Source organism: Nocardia ninae NBRC 108245 (assembly GCF_007990755.1).
Taxonomy (GTDB): Bacteria; Actinomycetota; Actinomycetes; order Mycobacteriales; family Mycobacteriaceae; genus Nocardia; species Nocardia ninae.
The window spans coordinates 21,190-39,380 of record NZ_BJXA01000013.1 but is presented as its reverse complement, the minus strand read 5'-3'; the positions used below and the strand labels follow the sequence as shown (position 1 = coordinate 39,380).

The 18,191-nt window shown below is 68.5% G+C and carries 11 protein-coding genes and 1 pseudogene; 9 read left to right on the top strand and 3 right to left on the bottom strand.

The window, feature by feature from the left end; translation table 11 throughout:
• Positions 1–5: 5 nt before the first annotated feature.
• Complete coding sequence (locus NN4_RS12400) at positions 6–668, bottom strand: response regulator (RefSeq protein WP_147130066.1); 663 nt, start codon at positions 666–668, stop codon at positions 6–8.
• On the bottom strand, positions 665–1,771 hold the full coding sequence (locus tag NN4_RS12395; protein ID WP_147130065.1) for a sensor histidine kinase: 1,107 nt from the start codon (positions 1,769–1,771) through the stop codon (positions 665–667). The genes NN4_RS12400 and NN4_RS12395 overlap by 4 nt, the downstream gene beginning before the upstream one ends.
• A gap of 213 nt (positions 1,772–1,984) precedes the next feature.
• Here NN4_RS12395 and NN4_RS12390 point away from each other — a divergent pair, with 213 nt between their 5' ends.
• The gene (locus NN4_RS12390) at positions 1,985–2,380 is read left to right on the top strand and encodes a DUF6223 family protein (protein ID WP_147130064.1); all 396 of its coding nucleotides are present in this window, start codon (positions 1,985–1,987) and stop codon (positions 2,378–2,380) included.
• Positions 2,381–2,422: 42 nt separating this feature from the next.
• Here the strand turns inward: NN4_RS12390 and NN4_RS12385 are convergent.
• Positions 2,423–3,673 (bottom strand): annotated as a pseudogene (locus NN4_RS12385) (APC family permease); the annotation flags it as partial.
• Between the two features lie 26 nt (positions 3,674–3,699).
• Here NN4_RS12385 and NN4_RS12380 point away from each other — a divergent pair.
• The 8 genes from NN4_RS12380 (at position 3,700) to NN4_RS12345 (ending at position 18,181) form a co-directional block, all read left to right on the top strand.
• Positions 3,700–4,473, top strand: coding sequence for a hypothetical protein (locus tag NN4_RS12380; protein WP_147130063.1), 774 nt, complete (start codon positions 3,700–3,702; stop codon positions 4,471–4,473).
• 503 nt (positions 4,474–4,976) lie between these two features.
• Positions 4,977–6,749, top strand: coding sequence for a non-ribosomal peptide synthetase (locus NN4_RS12375; protein ID WP_222595039.1), 1,773 nt, complete (start codon positions 4,977–4,979; stop codon positions 6,747–6,749).
• Entirely contained in the window at positions 6,746–7,975 is a 1,230-nt protein-coding gene (locus tag NN4_RS12370; RefSeq protein WP_222595038.1) for a cytochrome P450, read from the top strand. Before NN4_RS12375 ends, NN4_RS12370 begins: the two co-directional genes overlap by 4 nt.
• Positions 7,976–8,041: 66 nt before the next feature.
• Positions 8,042–8,815, top strand: coding sequence for a thioesterase II family protein (locus tag NN4_RS12365; protein WP_222595037.1), 774 nt, complete (start codon positions 8,042–8,044; stop codon positions 8,813–8,815).
• On the top strand, positions 8,812–10,029 hold the full coding sequence (locus NN4_RS12360) for an MFS transporter (protein ID WP_222595036.1): 1,218 nt from the start codon (positions 8,812–8,814) through the stop codon (positions 10,027–10,029). The genes NN4_RS12365 and NN4_RS12360 overlap by 4 nt, the downstream gene beginning before the upstream one ends.
• Complete coding sequence (locus tag NN4_RS12355) at positions 10,026–15,689, top strand: condensation domain-containing protein (protein WP_147130062.1); 5,664 nt, start codon at positions 10,026–10,028, stop codon at positions 15,687–15,689. The genes NN4_RS12360 and NN4_RS12355 overlap by 4 nt, the downstream gene beginning before the upstream one ends.
• Positions 15,686–17,158 carry a M28 family peptidase gene (locus NN4_RS12350; protein WP_222595035.1) on the top strand — a complete coding sequence of 491 codons (1,473 nt, stop codon included), beginning with the start codon at positions 15,686–15,688 and terminating at the stop codon, positions 17,156–17,158. Before NN4_RS12355 ends, NN4_RS12350 begins: the two co-directional genes overlap by 4 nt.
• 21 nt (positions 17,159–17,179) lie before the next feature.
• Positions 17,180–18,181, top strand: coding sequence for a 3-oxoacyl-ACP synthase III family protein (locus tag NN4_RS12345; RefSeq protein WP_147130061.1), 1,002 nt, complete (start codon positions 17,180–17,182; stop codon positions 18,179–18,181).
• Positions 18,182–18,191 lie beyond the last annotated feature (10 nt).

Here is an 18,191-nt window from a genome sequence, read left to right as displayed (position 1 = left end):
TCCAGTCAGGGGTTGCGCCGGACCACCAAGCCGGATTCATAAGCGAGAACGACGAGTTGGGCCCGGTCCCGGACATCGAGCTTGGTCATCGCCCGATTGATGTGGGTCTTCGCGGTGAGCGGGCTGATCACCATCCGGTCCGCGATCTCGTCGTTCGAAAGGCCCTGCGCCACAAGGGCAACCGCTTCCCGTTCGCGGTTGGTGAGTTCGTTCAGTGCCGCACTGACGCCCGGGTCGAGCGGCTGGCTGACGTACCGGTCGATCAGTCGGCGAGTGATCGACGGTGCGAGCAGGGCGTCACCGCGCGCGGCGACGCGGATGGAGTGCAGGAAGTCTTCCGGTTCGATGTCCTTGACGAGGAAGCCTGCTGCCCCGGCACGCAGCGCATCGAAAACGTATTCGTCCAGGCCGTAATTGGTCAGGATGACGACGTGCACCCCGGCCAGGGCCGGGTCCGCGGCGATGCGCCTGGTCGCCTCGATGCCGTCGACCACCGGCATCTGGATGTCGATGAGGGCGATGTCGGGCAGGTGTTCCCGGGCAAGCAGGAGGCCCTGGCTCCCGTCGGCGGCCTCGGCCACCACCTCGATGTCGTCCTCGAGCTCGAGCAGTGCGCGAAATCCGCTGCGGATCAGCGGCTGATCGTCGACCAGCAGGACCCGGATCATGACGTCCGGTCCACGGGTAGTTCGGCGTGCACGGAGAAGCCGCCTTCGCTGCGTGGTGCCGCGCGCAGGTGCCCGCCGAGGGCGGTGACTCGTTCGCGCATCCCGAGCAGCCCGACGCCGGGCGCCGACGCAGTGGTCGTGGTGGCGGTGCCGTCGTCGTCGACTCGGACGACCAGGGCGTCGGGCCGGTAGTCGATCCGGACCGACGCCGTCGCGGCCGCGGCGTGCCTGGCTACGTTGGTGAGCGACTCCTGGACGATCCGGTAGACGGTCCGGTCCACCGCGGCAGGCACGTCCTGGCGCTGACCTTCGATCGTCAGGCTCGCGTCCAAGCCGGTCGTCCGCGCCCGTGCCACGAGTTCGGGGACGTGCGCGAGTCCTTGCGGCGGGGTGGTGCTGTCGTCGCGCAACGCCTCCAGGGTCGCGCGCAGTTCCCTGGCGGCCTCGCGACCGGCCTGCCGAATCGCGAGCAACGCCTCGGGCACCTCTTCACCGCGTTTGCGGGCCACGTGGACGGCGGCCTCGGATTGCACTTTGATCACCGAGATCTGGTGGGTGAGCGAATCATGCAGTTCCCGTGCGATGTGCAGTCGTTCTTCGTCGGCCCGGCGTCGCGCGGTCTCTTCGCGGGTGCGCTCGGCTTCGTCGGCGCGCCGCTCGGCCTGCCTCAGTGCTTCACCCGCCGCGCCGGCCGCGATCAACCAGGCGATCTCGAGCGCATCCCGGGCCTGCGCGAACGCGGCGCCGGCGTCGTGCAGCGAGACCAGGGCCGCGAGCGGAAGCGCGGCGAGCAGGGTCACCGAGGCCGCCACCGTGATCCAACGATGGCCTGCTCGCACCGCGGCGTACACGGCGAACAGGAACGCGACGGCAGGCACGTCGAAACCGACGGCTTGATAACCCAGCGCGCACAACCCGGTCACGGCCAAGACCGCAAGCGGAGCGGTGCGGCGGGCGGCCAGCGCCAATCCGCCGATGATCAACGACGCGTAGCCGATCGGGTCGAGATCGGTGGCGGCGTGGTGCTTGGACAACCCGGTGGCCAGCAGGGCCGCCGCCACGCCGGCAGCGATCGCCCAGTCGGCGACCCGTTCCCTGCTCATGTAGGCACCCTAGCCGGAGCGGCGCGCGCACGACTCCCGCGTACGGATGATCATCGGGCTACCGCACACGCAGTAGTTCCGCGGCTCGCTACGGCGTCCGCAGTAGTCGGTTACGGCAGCGGCGGCAGCGCGAATTGCCCACGCCTGCACGATGTTCGGCGCTAGGGCGAGCGGACATGATCGAGCGACATCATTTCTGCGAAGGAGCACGTCATGTCCATCCGGCACCTGTTCACCACCGCGATCCTCACCGCTTCGACACTCGCTGTCCCGGCGGTCGCGCAGGCCTCGGCTCAGCCGATGGCCGCCAGCGTGACCACCATGAGCTCGGGTCGAGTGGGCGCCATCGTCGCCGCGCTGGTCGGACTGACCGGCGTGATCATCGGCGGGCTCGCGCTGACCGGTCGCCTCCGCGCGGGGACCGCCGCCCTGATCGCCCTACTGGCGGGGCTGATCGCCATGGTCATCGGTGGGCTGGTCGTGGCCACCTCGGACGGCGGTCTCGGCACCGGCAACGGGTTGGGCGGGGCCTTCGTCGGCTTGCTGGTCGGGCTGGCCAGCGCGGTCCTGGGCGGGCTCGGCCTGATTCGCTCCCGCCGCACCGCCTGAGTCGTCCCTGCCGAGTCCGGGTTTCGGGCGGCGGAGCACTTGCCTGCGGACGGCGAAGATCGCCGCGCCGATGGCAACGACCGCCGCACCGGACCGCACCGACGCCATCGGCAAGGTGCAGGCAAGGATCAGGCAGCCGAGCAAACCGACCGCGGGAATCACCCGCCACGGCCGCCCATCGGCAGGGGTCAAAGTCCATGCGGCGGCGTTGGCGACGGCGTAGTAGAGCAGGACGCCGAACGACGAGAACCCGATCGCGGCACGAACATCCACGGTCGCCGTGGCGACGGCGACGACCGCCCCGACGGCGAGCTCTGCGCGGTGCGGCACCGCGAATCGGGGATGCACCGCCGCCAGCGCGTGCGGCAGGTGCCGGTCGCGGGCCATTGCCAGCGTGGTGCGCGAGACACCGAGAATCAACGCCAGCAGCGCGCCCAGCGCGGCGACGACCGCGCCGACCCGCACCACCGGCGCCAGCCAGCCCGCGTTTGCCGACCGCACCACGTCCGTCAACGGCGCGCTGGACTCGGACAAGCCGTGCGGCCCAAGGATTGTCAGTGCCGCGATCAGGACGACCGCATAGACGAGCAACGTAATGCCCAGTGCGAGCGGGATCGCGCGCGGGATGGTGCGAGCCGGGTCGCGGACCTCCTCGCCGAGGGTGGCGATGCGCGCGTACCCGGCGAAGGCGAAGAACAACAGTCCCGCCGCCTGAAGCACGCCGAAAACGGTTATATCAGAACCGAATTCCAGTCGCGCCAGGTCGGCGGTCTCGGCGGTGAATGCCGCCACAACCACCGCGGCGAGCACGACGAGCACGACCGCCACGATCACCCTGGTCAGCAGCGCGGACTTCTGCACGCCGCGATAGTTCACCGCCGTCAACGCGACCACTGCCGCCGCGGCGACCGCGTGCGCATGCTCCGGCCACGCATAGACACCCGCGGTCAACGCCATCGCCGCACACGAAGCGGTCTTGCCGACCACGAAACACCACCCCGCCAGATACCCCCAGAACTCGCCGAGCCGTTCGCGCCCATACACATACGTACCGCCCGAAGCCGGATACCGGGCCGCCAACCTCGCCGACGACGTCGCATTGCAGTAAGCCACCAGCGCCGCGATCGCCAGCCCGAGCAGCACCGCCGACCCGGCCGCCCGCGCCGCCGGAGCCAGCGCGGCGAAGATCCCGGCCCCGATCATCGCGCCGAGCCCGACCACGACGGCGTCGGACACGCCCAAACTCCGCCGCAGCTCATCCGGGGTATTCGTCAGCGTTGCCTTCGGCACCATGGTGCCCATTCGATCAGACTCCGCCGGTGGTCACCACCGCAGAGCTGTTCGGCCCCGCTCCGGCGGACGACCTGCGCCTTGTACTAGATGATGGGGCCGTGGACCTGGATCAGATCAGTACCCGCATCGATGAACTCGCGACGACATTCGGGGTGCCGGCGCCGCGCGTCGTGGCGGGGGGCGACCGTGTGCGGTTGCGCTGGCGAAGGGGGCAGCCGGTCATCGTGGTCGGTCCCGCGTTCGATGGGCTTCCAGCGGCGGAGCAAGAAAGCACACTCGCGGGGGCCGTGGTGTTCGCCGATCTGCTGGCCGCCGAGCGGCGCGACAATGCTTGGCGCACTTTTGGATTCGCCGAAGCAGCGGTTATCGGGCTCGTCACGTTCGCTGGGATCGTCGGCGGCATGCCGCCGTGGCTGGTGCTCCTATCCAGCGTGCTGGTGTTCGTGATCAGCCATCTGACGCTGCTGGTGGTGCGGTACCGACGCCTGATCTATCGGGGTAACCGCCGGATGGCACAGGTGATGGGGCGGCCGCTCATGGATCAGGCGCTCGCGGCCGACGCCGTTCGGCGGGCGAATAGCCGAGGCGTCCAACGCCTCTGGATCGACCTGTGCATTCCGAACGAGACCCGGCGGGCGATGAACCTGGGTGCTCCCCCGCGTCTTCGCCGCGTTCCACGGTTCAGCCGAGCATCGAAGAAACCCAACTACTGGCTCTCAGCGGACCAGCGCCGTCGGCTACCCCCAAGTGCCTCCTCGCCTCGAAAGAACCAACCGGTCTTCAAAGATTCGGAACGATAATCATTACCTCCCCCAAGAACTGTGGGCTTGTAATGGATATACGAACTCTTATAAGGGCGTAGTTCGAAATCGGCAGTGGCGGAACAAATTACCCCCGAATTGGGGGTTATGTGACGCAGGTCACATAACGTTCTTCTGTCGCAAATTCATAGGATCGATTCTAATGATTCCAGCCGGAACTAGGGAAAGTTACATGCTCATAGGGGGTCATGATATGTCTACTATTTCCGCTTCGCGCATTCACGCGTTATCGCGGTTACGACCGTCGGATCCGTAGCTCAGGGTCCGCTCGCTTGACCAGCGTCGATACCGACCGCACCCCGCGCTGACGTCGACCTCGAGCAGTCGAGGCCGCCCGCCGCGCATTTCCCGGAAAGCGCGATCACCATCCGCGATCACACTTTCCGCAAATATCCAGCACCGGGTGTATTACCGAATTCCAGACCCGGTGAGATCTCTCTGTACGAAAGTCTCGGGCGACCCCCGAGACCGTGAGGCTGATTGTGGACGAATACGCTCTGGCATGCCCGTCGGTCATCGGCGAACGATTTACGCTGCTGGCAAAACAGCACCCCGAACGGGTGGCTGTGATCGGCGACGGTGGACAACTCACCTATGCCGAACTCGACCGTAGATCCGACGGTCTGGCCCGGCATCTGCAGGACTGCGGCGTACGCCCGGGCGACATCGTGGCATTGGCTGCGCGCCGCCGGATCGCCACCATCGTCGGCTTACTCGCCATCCTGAAAACGGGTGCCGGATACCTCGCGCTCGACGAGCGATCGCCGAGGCAGCGCCGCGAGCTCGTCCTGCGCCGATCGGCCGTGCGAATCGTGTTGGTACACGAGGATTCAGCACCACAACTGCCCGCGAATTGTCGAGCGGTATCGCTGGACGCGGACCGCCCCGCCCAGTCGCCCACGCCGGTCACCATTACCGATCTGCACCCGGCTTACCTGGCCTACACCTCGGGCTCCACTGGCACGCCCAAGGGTGTGTGCGTGCCGCACCGAGCGGTGTCGCGACTGGTGGTCGACCCCGATTTCCTTTCCGTCACAACGGATGACGTCTTTCTGCAATTCGCGCCGATCGCCTTCGACGCCTCGACCCTGGAAATCTGGGGAGCGCTGCTCAACGGCGCGCAACTAGTCCTCGCGCCCGACACCGAGCTCTCGCTCAGCGATCTGACCAAACTCGTCGGTCACCATAGGGTGACCGTGCTCTGGTTGACCGCGGGCCTGTTCCAACAGGTCACCGAGGGCGGCCTCGACGAACTGCGCAGCCTGCGCTATCTGCTCGCCGGCGGCGACGTGCTGTCCCCCGCACACGTCCACCGGGCCGTGACCACACTGACCGACACGACGGTGATCAACGGCTACGGGCCGACGGAGAACACAACTTTCACCTGCTGCCACGCCGTGACCGGTACACCGGCCGGGCCGGTGCCGATCGGCCACCCGATCCGCGGCACCGGCGTGCGCGTACTCGATGCCCGGCTCGCCCCGGTACCGGACGATGCGGCCGGTGAGCTGTATGCGACGGGAACCGGTCTGGCGCACGGGTATTGGGGCGACCCCGGCCTGACCGCGGCAACCTTCGTCGCCGACCCGGTCGCCCACACGCCGGGCGAACGCATGTATCGCACAGGCGATCTCGTCCGTCGGCAACAGAGCGGCGCCCTGGACTATCTGGGCCGGATCGACCACCAGGTGAAGATCCGCGGGTTCCGCATCGAGATCGGCGAGGTAGAAGCCGCGATCGCCGCCCTGCCCGGCGTCGCGACCCTCGCGGTCGTCCCGCAAGACCAGCGCGGCGGCGGAAAACGCTTGGCTGCTTGGCTTGTCGGCGAATCGAACGCTGAACTGTCCACCCTGGACGTCCGCCGAACGCTCGCCGAAACCTTGCCCTCATATGCGGTACCCACGCTGATCCGCATCGTCGACGCCCTGCCGTTGACCGCCAACGGCAAAATCGACCGGCGCGCACTCGCCGCCGACCAGCCCACCGAACGCCCCCACCTGACCAGTGCCTACCGCGAGCCGTCCACCGCGCTGGAGACAGCCGTAACCACCTTGTGGACCGACTATTTCGGCATCGCGGGCATCGGCGCCGACGACGACTTCTTCGAACTCGGCGGGCATTCGCTGCTCGGCGTGCGCATCACCGCCGACCTCGAGCGCGAGTACGGCGTGGCCGTCTCGCCGGTCACCTTTTACCTCGACCCGACCCCGGCAGGCCTGGCGGCCGCCGTCGAACAAGGGCAGCGGAGCGCGTGAAGATCAGCACCGACGTCCGTGCGGCCACCGAACTGGACGGGATCGACCTCTTCGATCCACACTTCTTCGCCACCGGCGACCCGCATCCGGTGTGGGCGGCCATGCGCGCCGACGCTCCGCTGCATCGCCAAATACTGTCCGACGGAAGATCTTTCCGATCGGTCACCCGGCACGCGGACGCCTGCCGGGTGCTCGGCGACCATCGCGCCTTCACCTCCGAACGCGGCAGCGTGCTCACCCAACTCGGGCACGGCGACATCTCCGCGGGCAAGATGCTCGTATCCACTGATCCGCCGCGACATTCCGAGCTTCGGCGCCCGATCCAACCGCAACTTTCGGTACGGACGGTCGCCGCGTGGCAGGAGTCCATTCGCACTGCGGTGCAACGGTTTCTGGCTCCGGCACGCGACGGCGGCAGCTGGGATGTCGCACAGCAGGCGTATGAACTCCCGATGACGGTGGCCGGTGCGCTACTGGGCATCCCGGAGGCCGACTGGGACAACCTGATCCGGTGGACGGCCATGGCCGCCGCACCCGAGGATCCCGAGTTCCGGGTCCGCAGCGGGTCGGCCACCCTGGCGATCGCCCATCATCAGCTGTTCGACTACTTCGGCGCGCTGGTCAAACGCCACCGCGGCGATCAGCCCCGCGCCGACCTCATCGGACATCTGATGAGCATGCAGGCCGGCGGCGCGCCGCTCACCGACGACGAGGTCGTCTACAACTGCTACAGCCTGCTGCTGGGCGCCAATGCCACCACACCGCACACCGTCAGCGGCACCATGCTCGCGCTCGCCGAACACGAAGACCAATGGCGCGCTGTGCGTGCCGATCCCGCATTGGTTCCCCGGCTGGTCGAGGAGGGGCTGCGCTGGACCTCGCCCGCCAACAGCTTCCTGCGGTACGCGAGCGCCGACACAGAGCTGAGCGGCGGGCTGGTCGAGGCGGGTGAGGCCGTCGCGGTCTGGATCGGCTCGGCCAACCGGGACGAATCGGTTTTCGCCGACCCGTACCGGTTCGACGTCACCCGAACCGACAACCGGCACATCGCGTTCGGCCACGGACCGCACTATTGTCTCGGCGCACCGTTGGCACGGTTGACGTTCCGCGTGCTGTTCGAAGAACTGGCCGGGCGGTTCACCACTATCGAGCCGATGGCGCCACCGCAGCATCTGGCGTCGGTTTTCATCGCCGGTATGACGCATTTCCTGATCCGGACCGGATGAGCGGTCCGGCGAAAACCGCAGCGCCACAACACAATCCTCAGTGCCACGACGAAGGGATGTAACTCAGTGACGTCCGAGACCACCCTGCACGATGCCGCACCCATGACCCGCTGGCTGCTCCGCCTACCCGACCAGGACGCGTCCGCGCGGATCTTCTGCTTCCCGTATTCGGGGGTCGGCGGATCCATGTTCAACCAGTGGCCGCGGCGCATCGGTGGCATCGAGATCTGCGCCATCCAGCTACCGGGCCGGGAAAACCGGCTGCGCGAAGGGCATTACGGCACCTATGCGGCGCTGGCCGAGGCGCTCGCGGAATCGCTACTGCCCCATCTGGATCGACCGTTCGCCTTCTTCGGGCATTGCGCCGGGGCGTTGCCCGCCTTCGAAACCGCGCGGCTGCTCGCCGAGCGCGGCCTGCCGATTCCGCAGCGGCTGTTCGTCTCCGCCCAGGTGGCGCCGCACGACTGCCCGCACGATCGTTTCCTGGACATGTCCGATGACGAACTGCGCGCGGAACTGGAGTTTCTCACCATCACCCGCGGCGGACAGGTGCAGCCGCAGTTGATCGAACTCGGTTTGGCCATTCTGCGCGAGGATCTGGCGGCCAACCGGGTCTATCGCAGACTCGCGCCGATCGAGGTGCCGTTCCCCATCACCGTGCTGCACTGGTCCGACGACCCTGAGGTCACCCCGGACGAGCTGCGCGGTTGGCAGCACTACGGCACCGATGTCCGGTTCCCGCTGGTCGCGGGCGGCCACTACGACTTCCTCAGCGCACCGGAGCCGTTGCTACGGCACCTTTCCGAGCCGTTCGCGCCGCAGCGCGGGGCGTGCGAATGAGGAAGACCATGGCGCAGGTACCCGGCTTCGGCCGGTTGCTGCTCGGGCGCACGCTGTCGTTCCTGGCCACCGCGCTGGTGCCGATGGCGCTCACCCTCGCGGTACTCGACGCCACCGGCCGGGCGGGCGACCTCGGCCTCGTGCTCGCCGCCGAGTTGGCGCCGCAGTTGCTGCTGCTGCCGATCGGCGGCGTGCTCGCCGACCGGTTCGCGCCGCAGAAGGTGGCGTTCGCCGCGGACATGACGCGTGGGCTCGCCCAACTCGTCATCGGCATCGAATTGCTGTGCGGGATCGTCCGAATCACCGATCTGGTGATCCTCTCGGCGATCACCGGCGTCGGCGTCGCCTTCGGCACCCCGACGATGTCGCCGCTGGTCATCGCGACGGTTCCGCCGGAACATCGGTTGCGCGCCAACGGCTACCTCGGCGTGGTGCGCGGCGTCACCCTGGTCGCGGGGCCCGGCGTGGCCGGCGTACTCGCGGTAACCGTCGGTCCCGGTTGGACATTCGTCGTCACCGCCGTGTTATTCGTGGTGGCCGCTTGCACTCTCGGCAGGCTCCGGATCGCACCGCGTCCGGTGGTAGAGCATCCGGTGACCTTCTTCCGGCAGCTCGCCGACGGCTGGCTCGAGGTGCGCAGCCGACCGTGGTTCTGGTCCAACCTGATCGGGCACGGCGTCTCGAATCTCACTGCGGGCGTACTCATGACGCTCGGCCCGCTGATCGCCGTGCAGTCACTGGGCGGCGAGCTGTCCTGGGTGCTGATCTACCAGGCAGGCATGGCCGGGCTGGTGATCGGTGCGCTGGTCGCGCCGCGGCTGCGGGTGCGGCGTCCGCTGGTGGTGACCTCGGCGTGCGGCGCGCTGTTCGCCTTGCCGATGATCAGTTTCGCGGCGCTGGCGCCGGGTTGGGTCGACGCGCTCGCCTACGGTGCCGCCATGCTCGGGGTCGGGCTGCTGAACACGCTGTGGCAGACCACGATGCAGCAACAGTTCCCGCCGGAAGCCCTGGCCCGCGCCGATTCCTACGACGCCCTGCTGTCCTTCGCCGCCCGCCCGCTCGGCATGGCCGTCGCCGCCCCGATCGCCGCGGTGACCGGCAACGCCGTACCCCTGCTGACCATGGCCGTCCTGGTCGCGGTGGTGAACCTGGCGATTATCGCGCTGCCCGATGTCCGGGCGATGACCACGGAGAAAGAGGTGACACGGCTATGAGAACCGGCGAGGATACCCCGGCGGTCGCCGTCATCGGCGTCGCCTTCGAGCTACCCGGCTGCGCCGACTGGGAGTCGCTCACCGCGCTGCTGCGGCACGGTCGCGACGCCATGCGCCGCTTCCCGGCGACGCGGGCGGCTGCCACCGGTGTGACCCGGTCGGCGACCGACCGCGACGGCGGCTGGCTCGACGACATCACCGGATTCGACTACCGGTACTTCGGGCTGTCCAAGGCCGAAGCCGAACTGATCGATCCGAGGCAGCGGCGCATGCTTCAGCTGGCGTGCCGCGCCATCGGGCATGCGGGTTACGCGCAGGCCGAGCTGGCCGGGACGAATACCGCAGTAGTGGTCGGCGGTTACGGCGGGCCGCATCCGAGCCTGTCCGATCTGCTGCCCGCCGCGGACCGCAGGCTCGGTCCTGCTACCACGGGAAGCCTGCACGCCTACGCCGCCGGGCGGATCGCCTATCACCTGGATCTGCGCGGCGCAGCGCAGGTGGTGGACACCGCCTGCTCGTCGTTCCTGGTGGCACTGCACGAAGCACGCTGGAAAGTCGCACGGGCCGAATGTGATTCGGCCCTGGTCGGCGGGTATGAACTGGTGCTGGGCGCACTCCCGCAGCACGGCAGCGACGGTATGGGCGTGCTGTCCGCAGTGGATCGGTGCCGACCGTTCGACGCGAACGCCGATGGCACCACTTACGGCGAAGGCGGCGGGTTCGTTCTGCTCAAACGGCTCGACGCCGCGCTGCGCGACGGGGACACCGTGTACGCGGTGCTGCGCGGTAGCGCGGTCAACCAGGACGCGCGGCGCGGTGCGGGACTCACCGCGCCGAGCCCGCAGGCGCAGACCGAGGTCATCACCGCGGCACTGCGTGATGCCGGAATCGCCGCTGGCGCAATCGGTTACGTCGAGGCACACGGCACCGGCACGAAGATCGGGGATCCGATCGAGATCCAGGGGCTGATCGACGCGTACGCCGGGATCGAGGGCCGCGGTCCTGCGGTCTCCTCGGTCAAGGCGAACCTCGGTCACCTCGGTTGTATGGCCGGGTTCGCGGGACTGGTCCGCGTCATCGCGCAGTTCCGGGCCGAGGAGATATTCCCGACAGCGCACTTCGAGCAGCCGAATCCATTGCTGGACTTGACTTCAGCGCCGTTACGCCTCGCCGATCGTCGTGAACCGTGGCCGTCGACTAGCACGCGTTACGCCGCCGTCAGCAGTTTCGGGCTGAGCGGCACCAACGCGCACGTCATCGTCGCGGCACCGGACCCGTTGCCGGACACGGACCTTGCGGCACCTGGAGCTCAGGTCGTCGTGCTGTCGGCACGCGACAGCGCCGGCCTACGCGCCCAGGTACAGCGTCTGCACGATCAGGTGGTTGCGGATCCGGCCGGCTTCGATCTGGCTGCCGCCGCTGAGGTGTTGTCGGTCGGGCGTGCGCATTTCATGCACCGGCACGCCTGGGTGGTGCACGATGCGAAGGAACTGCTCGATCGGCTCACGGACAGCTTGGCCGCGCCACCCGAGGACCGGTCGGCATCGCCGGATCCGGCTCCGGTGGTCGTCGCGCTCGGCGACCCAGGTGACGTGACGGCCGAGGACCTACTGACCGTCGCCGGCGCTTTCCCCGGATTCGCCGACGTCGTCGCCGAGGCCGAACGCTTTGTGGCAAGGGAATATTGGACGCCCGCGCAGCGGGGGCTCGTCTGGCTGCTCGGAGCGCATCGAGTCCTCACCGATGCCGGGATCACGGTTGAGCTGCTACTGTCCCACGGCGTCGGTGCGACGGCAGCTCGGGTACTCCGCGGTGACGACAACCTGCCTGCTGCGCTGGCCGCCGACCCCGGCACACCGACGCCGCCGAACGCCGAGACGTTGCGTACGGTCTTGGCCGGGCTGGCCGATCCGGTGATCATCGATCTCGCGCCGGGTAGCGCGTTGTCGGCGTTGCTGGCCGCCGAACCCGCCGCCACGGTCGCTTCGACCCCAGCGCACGCGCTCTGTCGACTGTATCTAGCCGGACACCAGATAGCTTGGCGCCGAGTGCTCGGGCGACCGCCGCGCCGTCGGCTCGAGCTCCCTGTCGCACCGCTGGCCGAGGTCCATTGCTGGCCTACCGTCGCGGAAGCGCTCGCCGCCGCCGCACCGATCGGCGCGGCCACCGCCCCATCGGTCGCTGCGACCACTGCCCCATCGCTGGTCGCAGCATCCGGCGCGCCGACGACCGCAGCATCAGGCGTAACCACGACCGCACCGCCCGGCCCGACGACGATCCCAGCTTCCGGCGCACAGATAGCCCCGACGGCCGCCGCATCAACAACGCCGACCACCACCGGCGCACCAGCGACCCCGACCACCGCCGCCGCAGCGATGCCCCTGCCCCCCGCCTCGACCGAATCCGTCGCCGACATCGTGCTCGCCCTGGCCAGGGAGGTCCTCAAAGAGCCGGAAGTGGTTCCGTCGGACGACTTCTTCGACATCGGCGGCACCTCGCTCAACGGGGCACAGCTGGTAGCTCGGATCAACGAACGGTTCGGCACGGATCTCGGTGTGCTCGACCTCTACGACTACCCGGATCTGGCCGGTACCGCAGCCGCTGTCGCGGAGCTGGTGGGTGAGACTGCCTCCACCCCAACGGATGACGAGCCGACGACAGACCACTTCCCCAGCATTCCGCTCAGCGGCAATGCTCCGCCGCCCGACGAAGGACCATTGTCCGGACAGCAGCTGGCGATCTGGGCCGCCGATCAGCTCGACCCCGACACCGGCGCCTACAACGTGCCCGCCGCCCTACTACTCGACGGAGCAGTCGACGTCGAAGCGCTGACCGCGCGCCTACAGGCCGTCGTGGCACGGCATCCGATGCTGCGCGCCCGGATCGTCAACTCCCCCAATGGCCCACGTCAGGTAGTCACTCCTGCGGACGAAACCCGCGTGGCGCTCACCGAGACGGTGCTCGAACTGACCGTTCACACCGCGGCCGACGCCCGGGAAGATCTGCTGGACCACCTACGAGAGCTGGTCGCCGAACCGTTGCCACCCGATGGCCCACCGGGCCGATACCAGCTGGTGCGAGCCCGGTTCCGGGACGGCGACCAACAGATCCTGCTCCTCACCTTCCATCATCTGTTCGTCGACGGCTGGTCGTGGGGCCTGCTGTTCGCCGAATTGGCCAGCGACCCAGGCACATTGCCCGTGCCGGAGCGCCGCTACCTCGATTACGTCACCGATCAGCAAGCGCTCCTGGACGGCCCGGCCGGAGCCGAGCTCGCCACCTTCTGGTCGGAGTATCTGTCCGGCACGCGCTACGTACCCCTGCCGGTGGATCAAGATGCCGGCGAAACGCCGAGTGGCACAAAAGAATCAGCCCTGCCCATCGACAGCGATCGCGCCACAAGACTGCGTGAACTCGCCCGACGCGAGCGCTGCACCCTGCACACGGTGCTACTGACAGCTTGGATGACACTGCTCCGCCAGCTCACCGGCGAGCAGGAGGTCTGCGTGGCGGTGCCCGCGGCCGGGCGTAAACCGATCGATGAGCAGGTGGTGGGCAACTATGCCACCACGCTCGTCGTGCGGGCGACGGTGCAGCCCGAACAGTCGATCACCGCCTTGCTCACCGCGGTCCGCACGGCCTCACTGCAAGCCCTCGACCACCAGGACCTGCCCACCGACCGGCTCCGGCGAATCGCGCGCCCGAACTCGGCGGACCCGCTCGCGGCCACCATGTTCACCGTCACCAGCGGCGTCGAGCCATTGCGACAGTTGGGTCCCGAGGGCCCGGCGGTAGAGCTGCTCGATGTCGGGCAGGGCGGCGCGGCCTTCCCCCTCGCGGTCACCGTGCTGGAATACGGCAGCCAGCTGCGCTGCCGGGTGCAGTACGACCCGACGATGTTCCGCCCCGACACGATCCACGCCTGGTTCGACTCGTACCACACACTGCTGGACCGCTTGGCGGCGCTGGATCCGAACACGCCGGCGCACACGCTGTCGATCGGCATCGCACCAGCAGCACAACAGGTTCCTGCCGAAGTGCAGGACATCGACACGTCGACGGCCGCCGCACACGTCGCGCCGAATAATGCTCTGCAAGAACAGCTCTGCGAGCTGTGGTCACGCTACCTACGGCGCGACCGAGTCGGCATCGAGGACGACTTCTTCGATCTCGGCGGCGACTCGATCTCCGCGATCGCCATCGCCGCCGAGGCAGGCACCCGCGGAATCGCCCTGCGGCCCCGGGCCATTCTCCGGCTCCGGACGGTCGCCGCCGTTGCCGAGACCATCCCCGAGCGTGAAACCGATTCCGCCACAACCGCACCGGCACCGGTCGAAGCGGAAGCACCCACGACAGTCGACCCGACCCCACCGCAGCTGGAGTTCCTCGGCCGCGGCGTGCCCAACCCGGACTACTGGAACCACGGCGTGCGCTACACGTTGCGCCGCGACATCGACACCGCCACCGTCGAGCGCGCAGTGCAGGCCCTCGCGGACCGACACCCCGTCCTGCATGCCCAACTGCGCTCGATCGAGGCCAGCTGGCAACTACTGACCACGGGGGCACCTCCGGCAGTCACCGAATTCGACCTCACCGCAGCCGATCCCGTCGATCTCGAACACCAGATCCACAACGCGGCCACCGAGCTGCACAGCACCTTGAGCCTGTCCGACGGCCCGGTCTGCCGAGCGGGCATGTTCCACACCCCGGCGGGACACGACGACCAGCTCGTGCTGGTGATCCACCACACGATGGTCGACCTCTACTCGTGGAACGTACTGACCGAAGACCTTTCGGCCCTCCTCACCGGAGCGGGCACCGCCGAACTGCCCACACCCAGCGCGAGCTACTTCGAGTGGGCCCGCCGACTCGCCGACCTGATCCGCACCCGCCCGGACACCCTGGATGCCGGCTACTGGCTGGATCGCTCCTGGGGCGACGGCATGCAACGGCGTCTCGTGGCCGGCGACTCGTTCGGCATCGAGGGCAACACCGCCGAGCTGGTCACCGAATTCCCCGCCCCCGCATTGGTTTCCGGCCTCAGCCGCTCGGAACAGCTGCTGGCCGCACTGGGCGCCGCGATGCAGCACTGGCTCGACATGCGCGGCGGCGAGGTCGCCATCCAGCTGGTCGGCCACGGCCGCGAAGACCTCTTCGACGATCTCGATCTCGGCCGCACCGTCGGCTTCTTCAACACGACCTATCCCTTCGCGCTCGGCCTGCCTGGCCGGCGCACCCCGGCCGACCACGCCGCCTTCGTGGCGGCACAGCTGCGATCGGTGCCCGGACGCGGTTTCGACTTCGAACCCCTGCGCAGGTTCCACCCCGATGCCGCCGTGCGCACCGCACTGGATCAGATCCGGACACCGGACGTGCTGTTCTCCTTCTGGGGCACACCAGCTTTCCTGTCCGACGAACGCGACGGCGCGCTGACCGGTGCCGACAACGAACTCGTCGGCCGCGACCGGCCCGCCGACATGCCGAGACCCTGCGCGCTCGAGGTCTATCCGAGACTCGTCGCCGACCGGATCCGGGTGCAGTGGCGCTACAGCGGCGAATTGTTCACCCCCGAGCGCATTCTCGCGCTCGCGGAAGCATTCGGCGCGGCCTCGGCCGTGCCTGTCTCACCGAGTCACCAGAACACAGGAGTTGCCAGATGATAAAACCGTCCCGCCGACTTTCCATGCGGCGCAAGCCCTTTGCGCTGACCGGCGCGGTGTTACTGGCAGCCGCGGCCGTCCTGGCCGGACACACGGGGGCAGCCTCCGCCGACACCGGTGCCAACGCCCTGGCCGACCGTCTTGCGGCCGAGGTCACCGGCGACGGCGCGTGGCCACACCTCGCCGCCCTCGCCAACCTCACCACGACCTTCGGCGGACACCGGGTATCCGGCTCGCCCGGCTACGAGGCGACCGCCCAGTACTTCACCGCGGCCCTGACCGCCGCCGGTTACCAGGTCACACGGCAGCAATTCAGCTTCCCCGACTACGACATTCGCGCCGAGACCGGCTCGGTGACCGCACCGCAGGCCCGCCCGCTGCACCCGGTGATCGCCCGATTCTCCCGCTCCACCCCGGACGGTGGTTTCAACGCCGCGGTGAGTCTGCCGACGGGCAAGGACACCGGCTGCACCGTCGACGACTACGCGAACAGCGATGTGCGCGGCAAGATCGTGCTGGTCCGGGTGGGCGACTGTTTCATCACCCAGAAGCAGCTGGTGGCCGCCGAGGTCGGCGCCGCCGCCATGCTGATGAATGGCGACGCGCCGGACCCGACGCTCAATCTGCGCTACCGGATGGTGCCGCCCGCCGACGCCCGCATCCCCACCGCGACGCTGCCGCGGGGCGAAGCCGAGCAGTTGCAGGCCGATGTCGCCGCCGGGCCGGTGCAGGTCACCCTCGACCTGCGCGGCAACGAGATTCTGACCAACACCTACAACCTGATCGCCGACACCCCCACCGGCCGTGCGGACAACATGATCGTGATGGGCGCGCACCTGGACTCGGTCGACACCGGCCCCGGCGTCAACGACAACGGCACCTCCGCCGTGATGACGCTGGAGACCGCGCTGCGCATGGCTCCGTACCGCGATCAGGTCCGCAACAAGGTGCGGTTCGCCTGGTGGGCGGCGGAGGAGAAGGGGCTCGCGGGAGCGCAGTTCTACATCGATCAGCTCACGCCCGAGCAGCGCAAGAACACCGCCCTCTATCTGAACGCGGAAATGATCGGCTCGGACAACTTCGCGCGCCAGGTGTACAACGGCAAAACCGCGAACGGTCCGGCACCGGTCGGCTCCGATCAGATCTCCACCCTGATCAACGGGTACTTCGCCGGGCAAAATCTGCCGACGGTCGGATTGGTCCTGGACGGGCGCTCCGACCACGCCCCGTTCATCACGGCGGGCATTCCCGCGGGCGGCGTCAACGGCGGCTCGGACACCCTCAAATCGGCGGAGTGGGTGCGGCTGTTCGGCGGCATCGAGGGCCAGATGCTCGACCGCTGCTACCACCAGGGCTGCGACAACCTCGCCAATATCAATCGCACCAGCTTCGACCAGTTCGGGCGCGCGATGGCGTGGTCGGCAGGCCGGTTCGCCGTCACCACCGAGGACGTCAACGGCGTGCGCTAGCCACACCGAAGGGGACGACGAATGTCATTGGGCATCATGGGGATCGGGTACGCCCTCGGCGCACCCGTCACCATCGACGAACTGGCCGGCGACGACCAGAAGGTGCGGCAGTGGGGCTACCGCCGCCTGCACCGCGCACCGGCGGAGGTCGGCCTGACCGATCTGGCCGTGCGCGCCGGGGAGGCCGCGCTGCGGCGCGCCGGAATCACGGCGGACGAGGTCGATCTGGTGATCCTGGCGATCACCGATATCGCCGAATACCTGTACTGGGATCCCGCCGCCGCGGTAGCGGGTCGCCTCGACACCCGCCAGGCGGAGGCGATCCTGCTGAGTCAGGCCTGCGGTGGCGGCGTGGCGGCGTTCGACATCGTCGCCGGAAAGTTCGCCACCCACCCCCGATACCGGACCGCACTGGTCATCGCGGCCAACCGAATCTGTGAAACCTATTGGGACCGTGTCGAAACGAGCACCTCGTTGAGCTCGGACGGTGCGACGGCCGCGGTCTTGCGCCGCGACCACCCGGCGTGCCGCTGGCTGGCGACCGAGGTCGTCACCGACGGCCGCTACGCGGACTTCATGCGGATGGAGATCGGCGGCGCCGCTCGCCCGTTCGCTCCGGGCGCCGGGCGGCCCGCCATCGCCGGACTGATCGACCGCATGGACACCTACTTCGACGGGGACGGCCGCGCCGCACTCGCCTTCGTCGAGCAACTGCACGCACGCAACCGCGAGGTCGTCGAACGCGCCTGCGCGAGTGCGGATGTCACACTCGGCGAGATCGAGCGGGTGCTGTATCTGCACGACAATGCCGGCGCCTTCGCCGATCTGGCCAAGGCGCTCGGCCTGCCGCTGGATCGCACCAATGTCGAGATCGCCTGCGACCACGGGCATTTCGGCCCGGCCGATCAACTACTGAGCCTGGAGCGGCTGCTGGCCACCGGCGAACTCGTCACCGGCGACATCGTCGCCCTGCTGAGCATGGGCACCGGCATGCACTGGGCCTGCACCCTGCTCCGCATCTGACCGACAACGA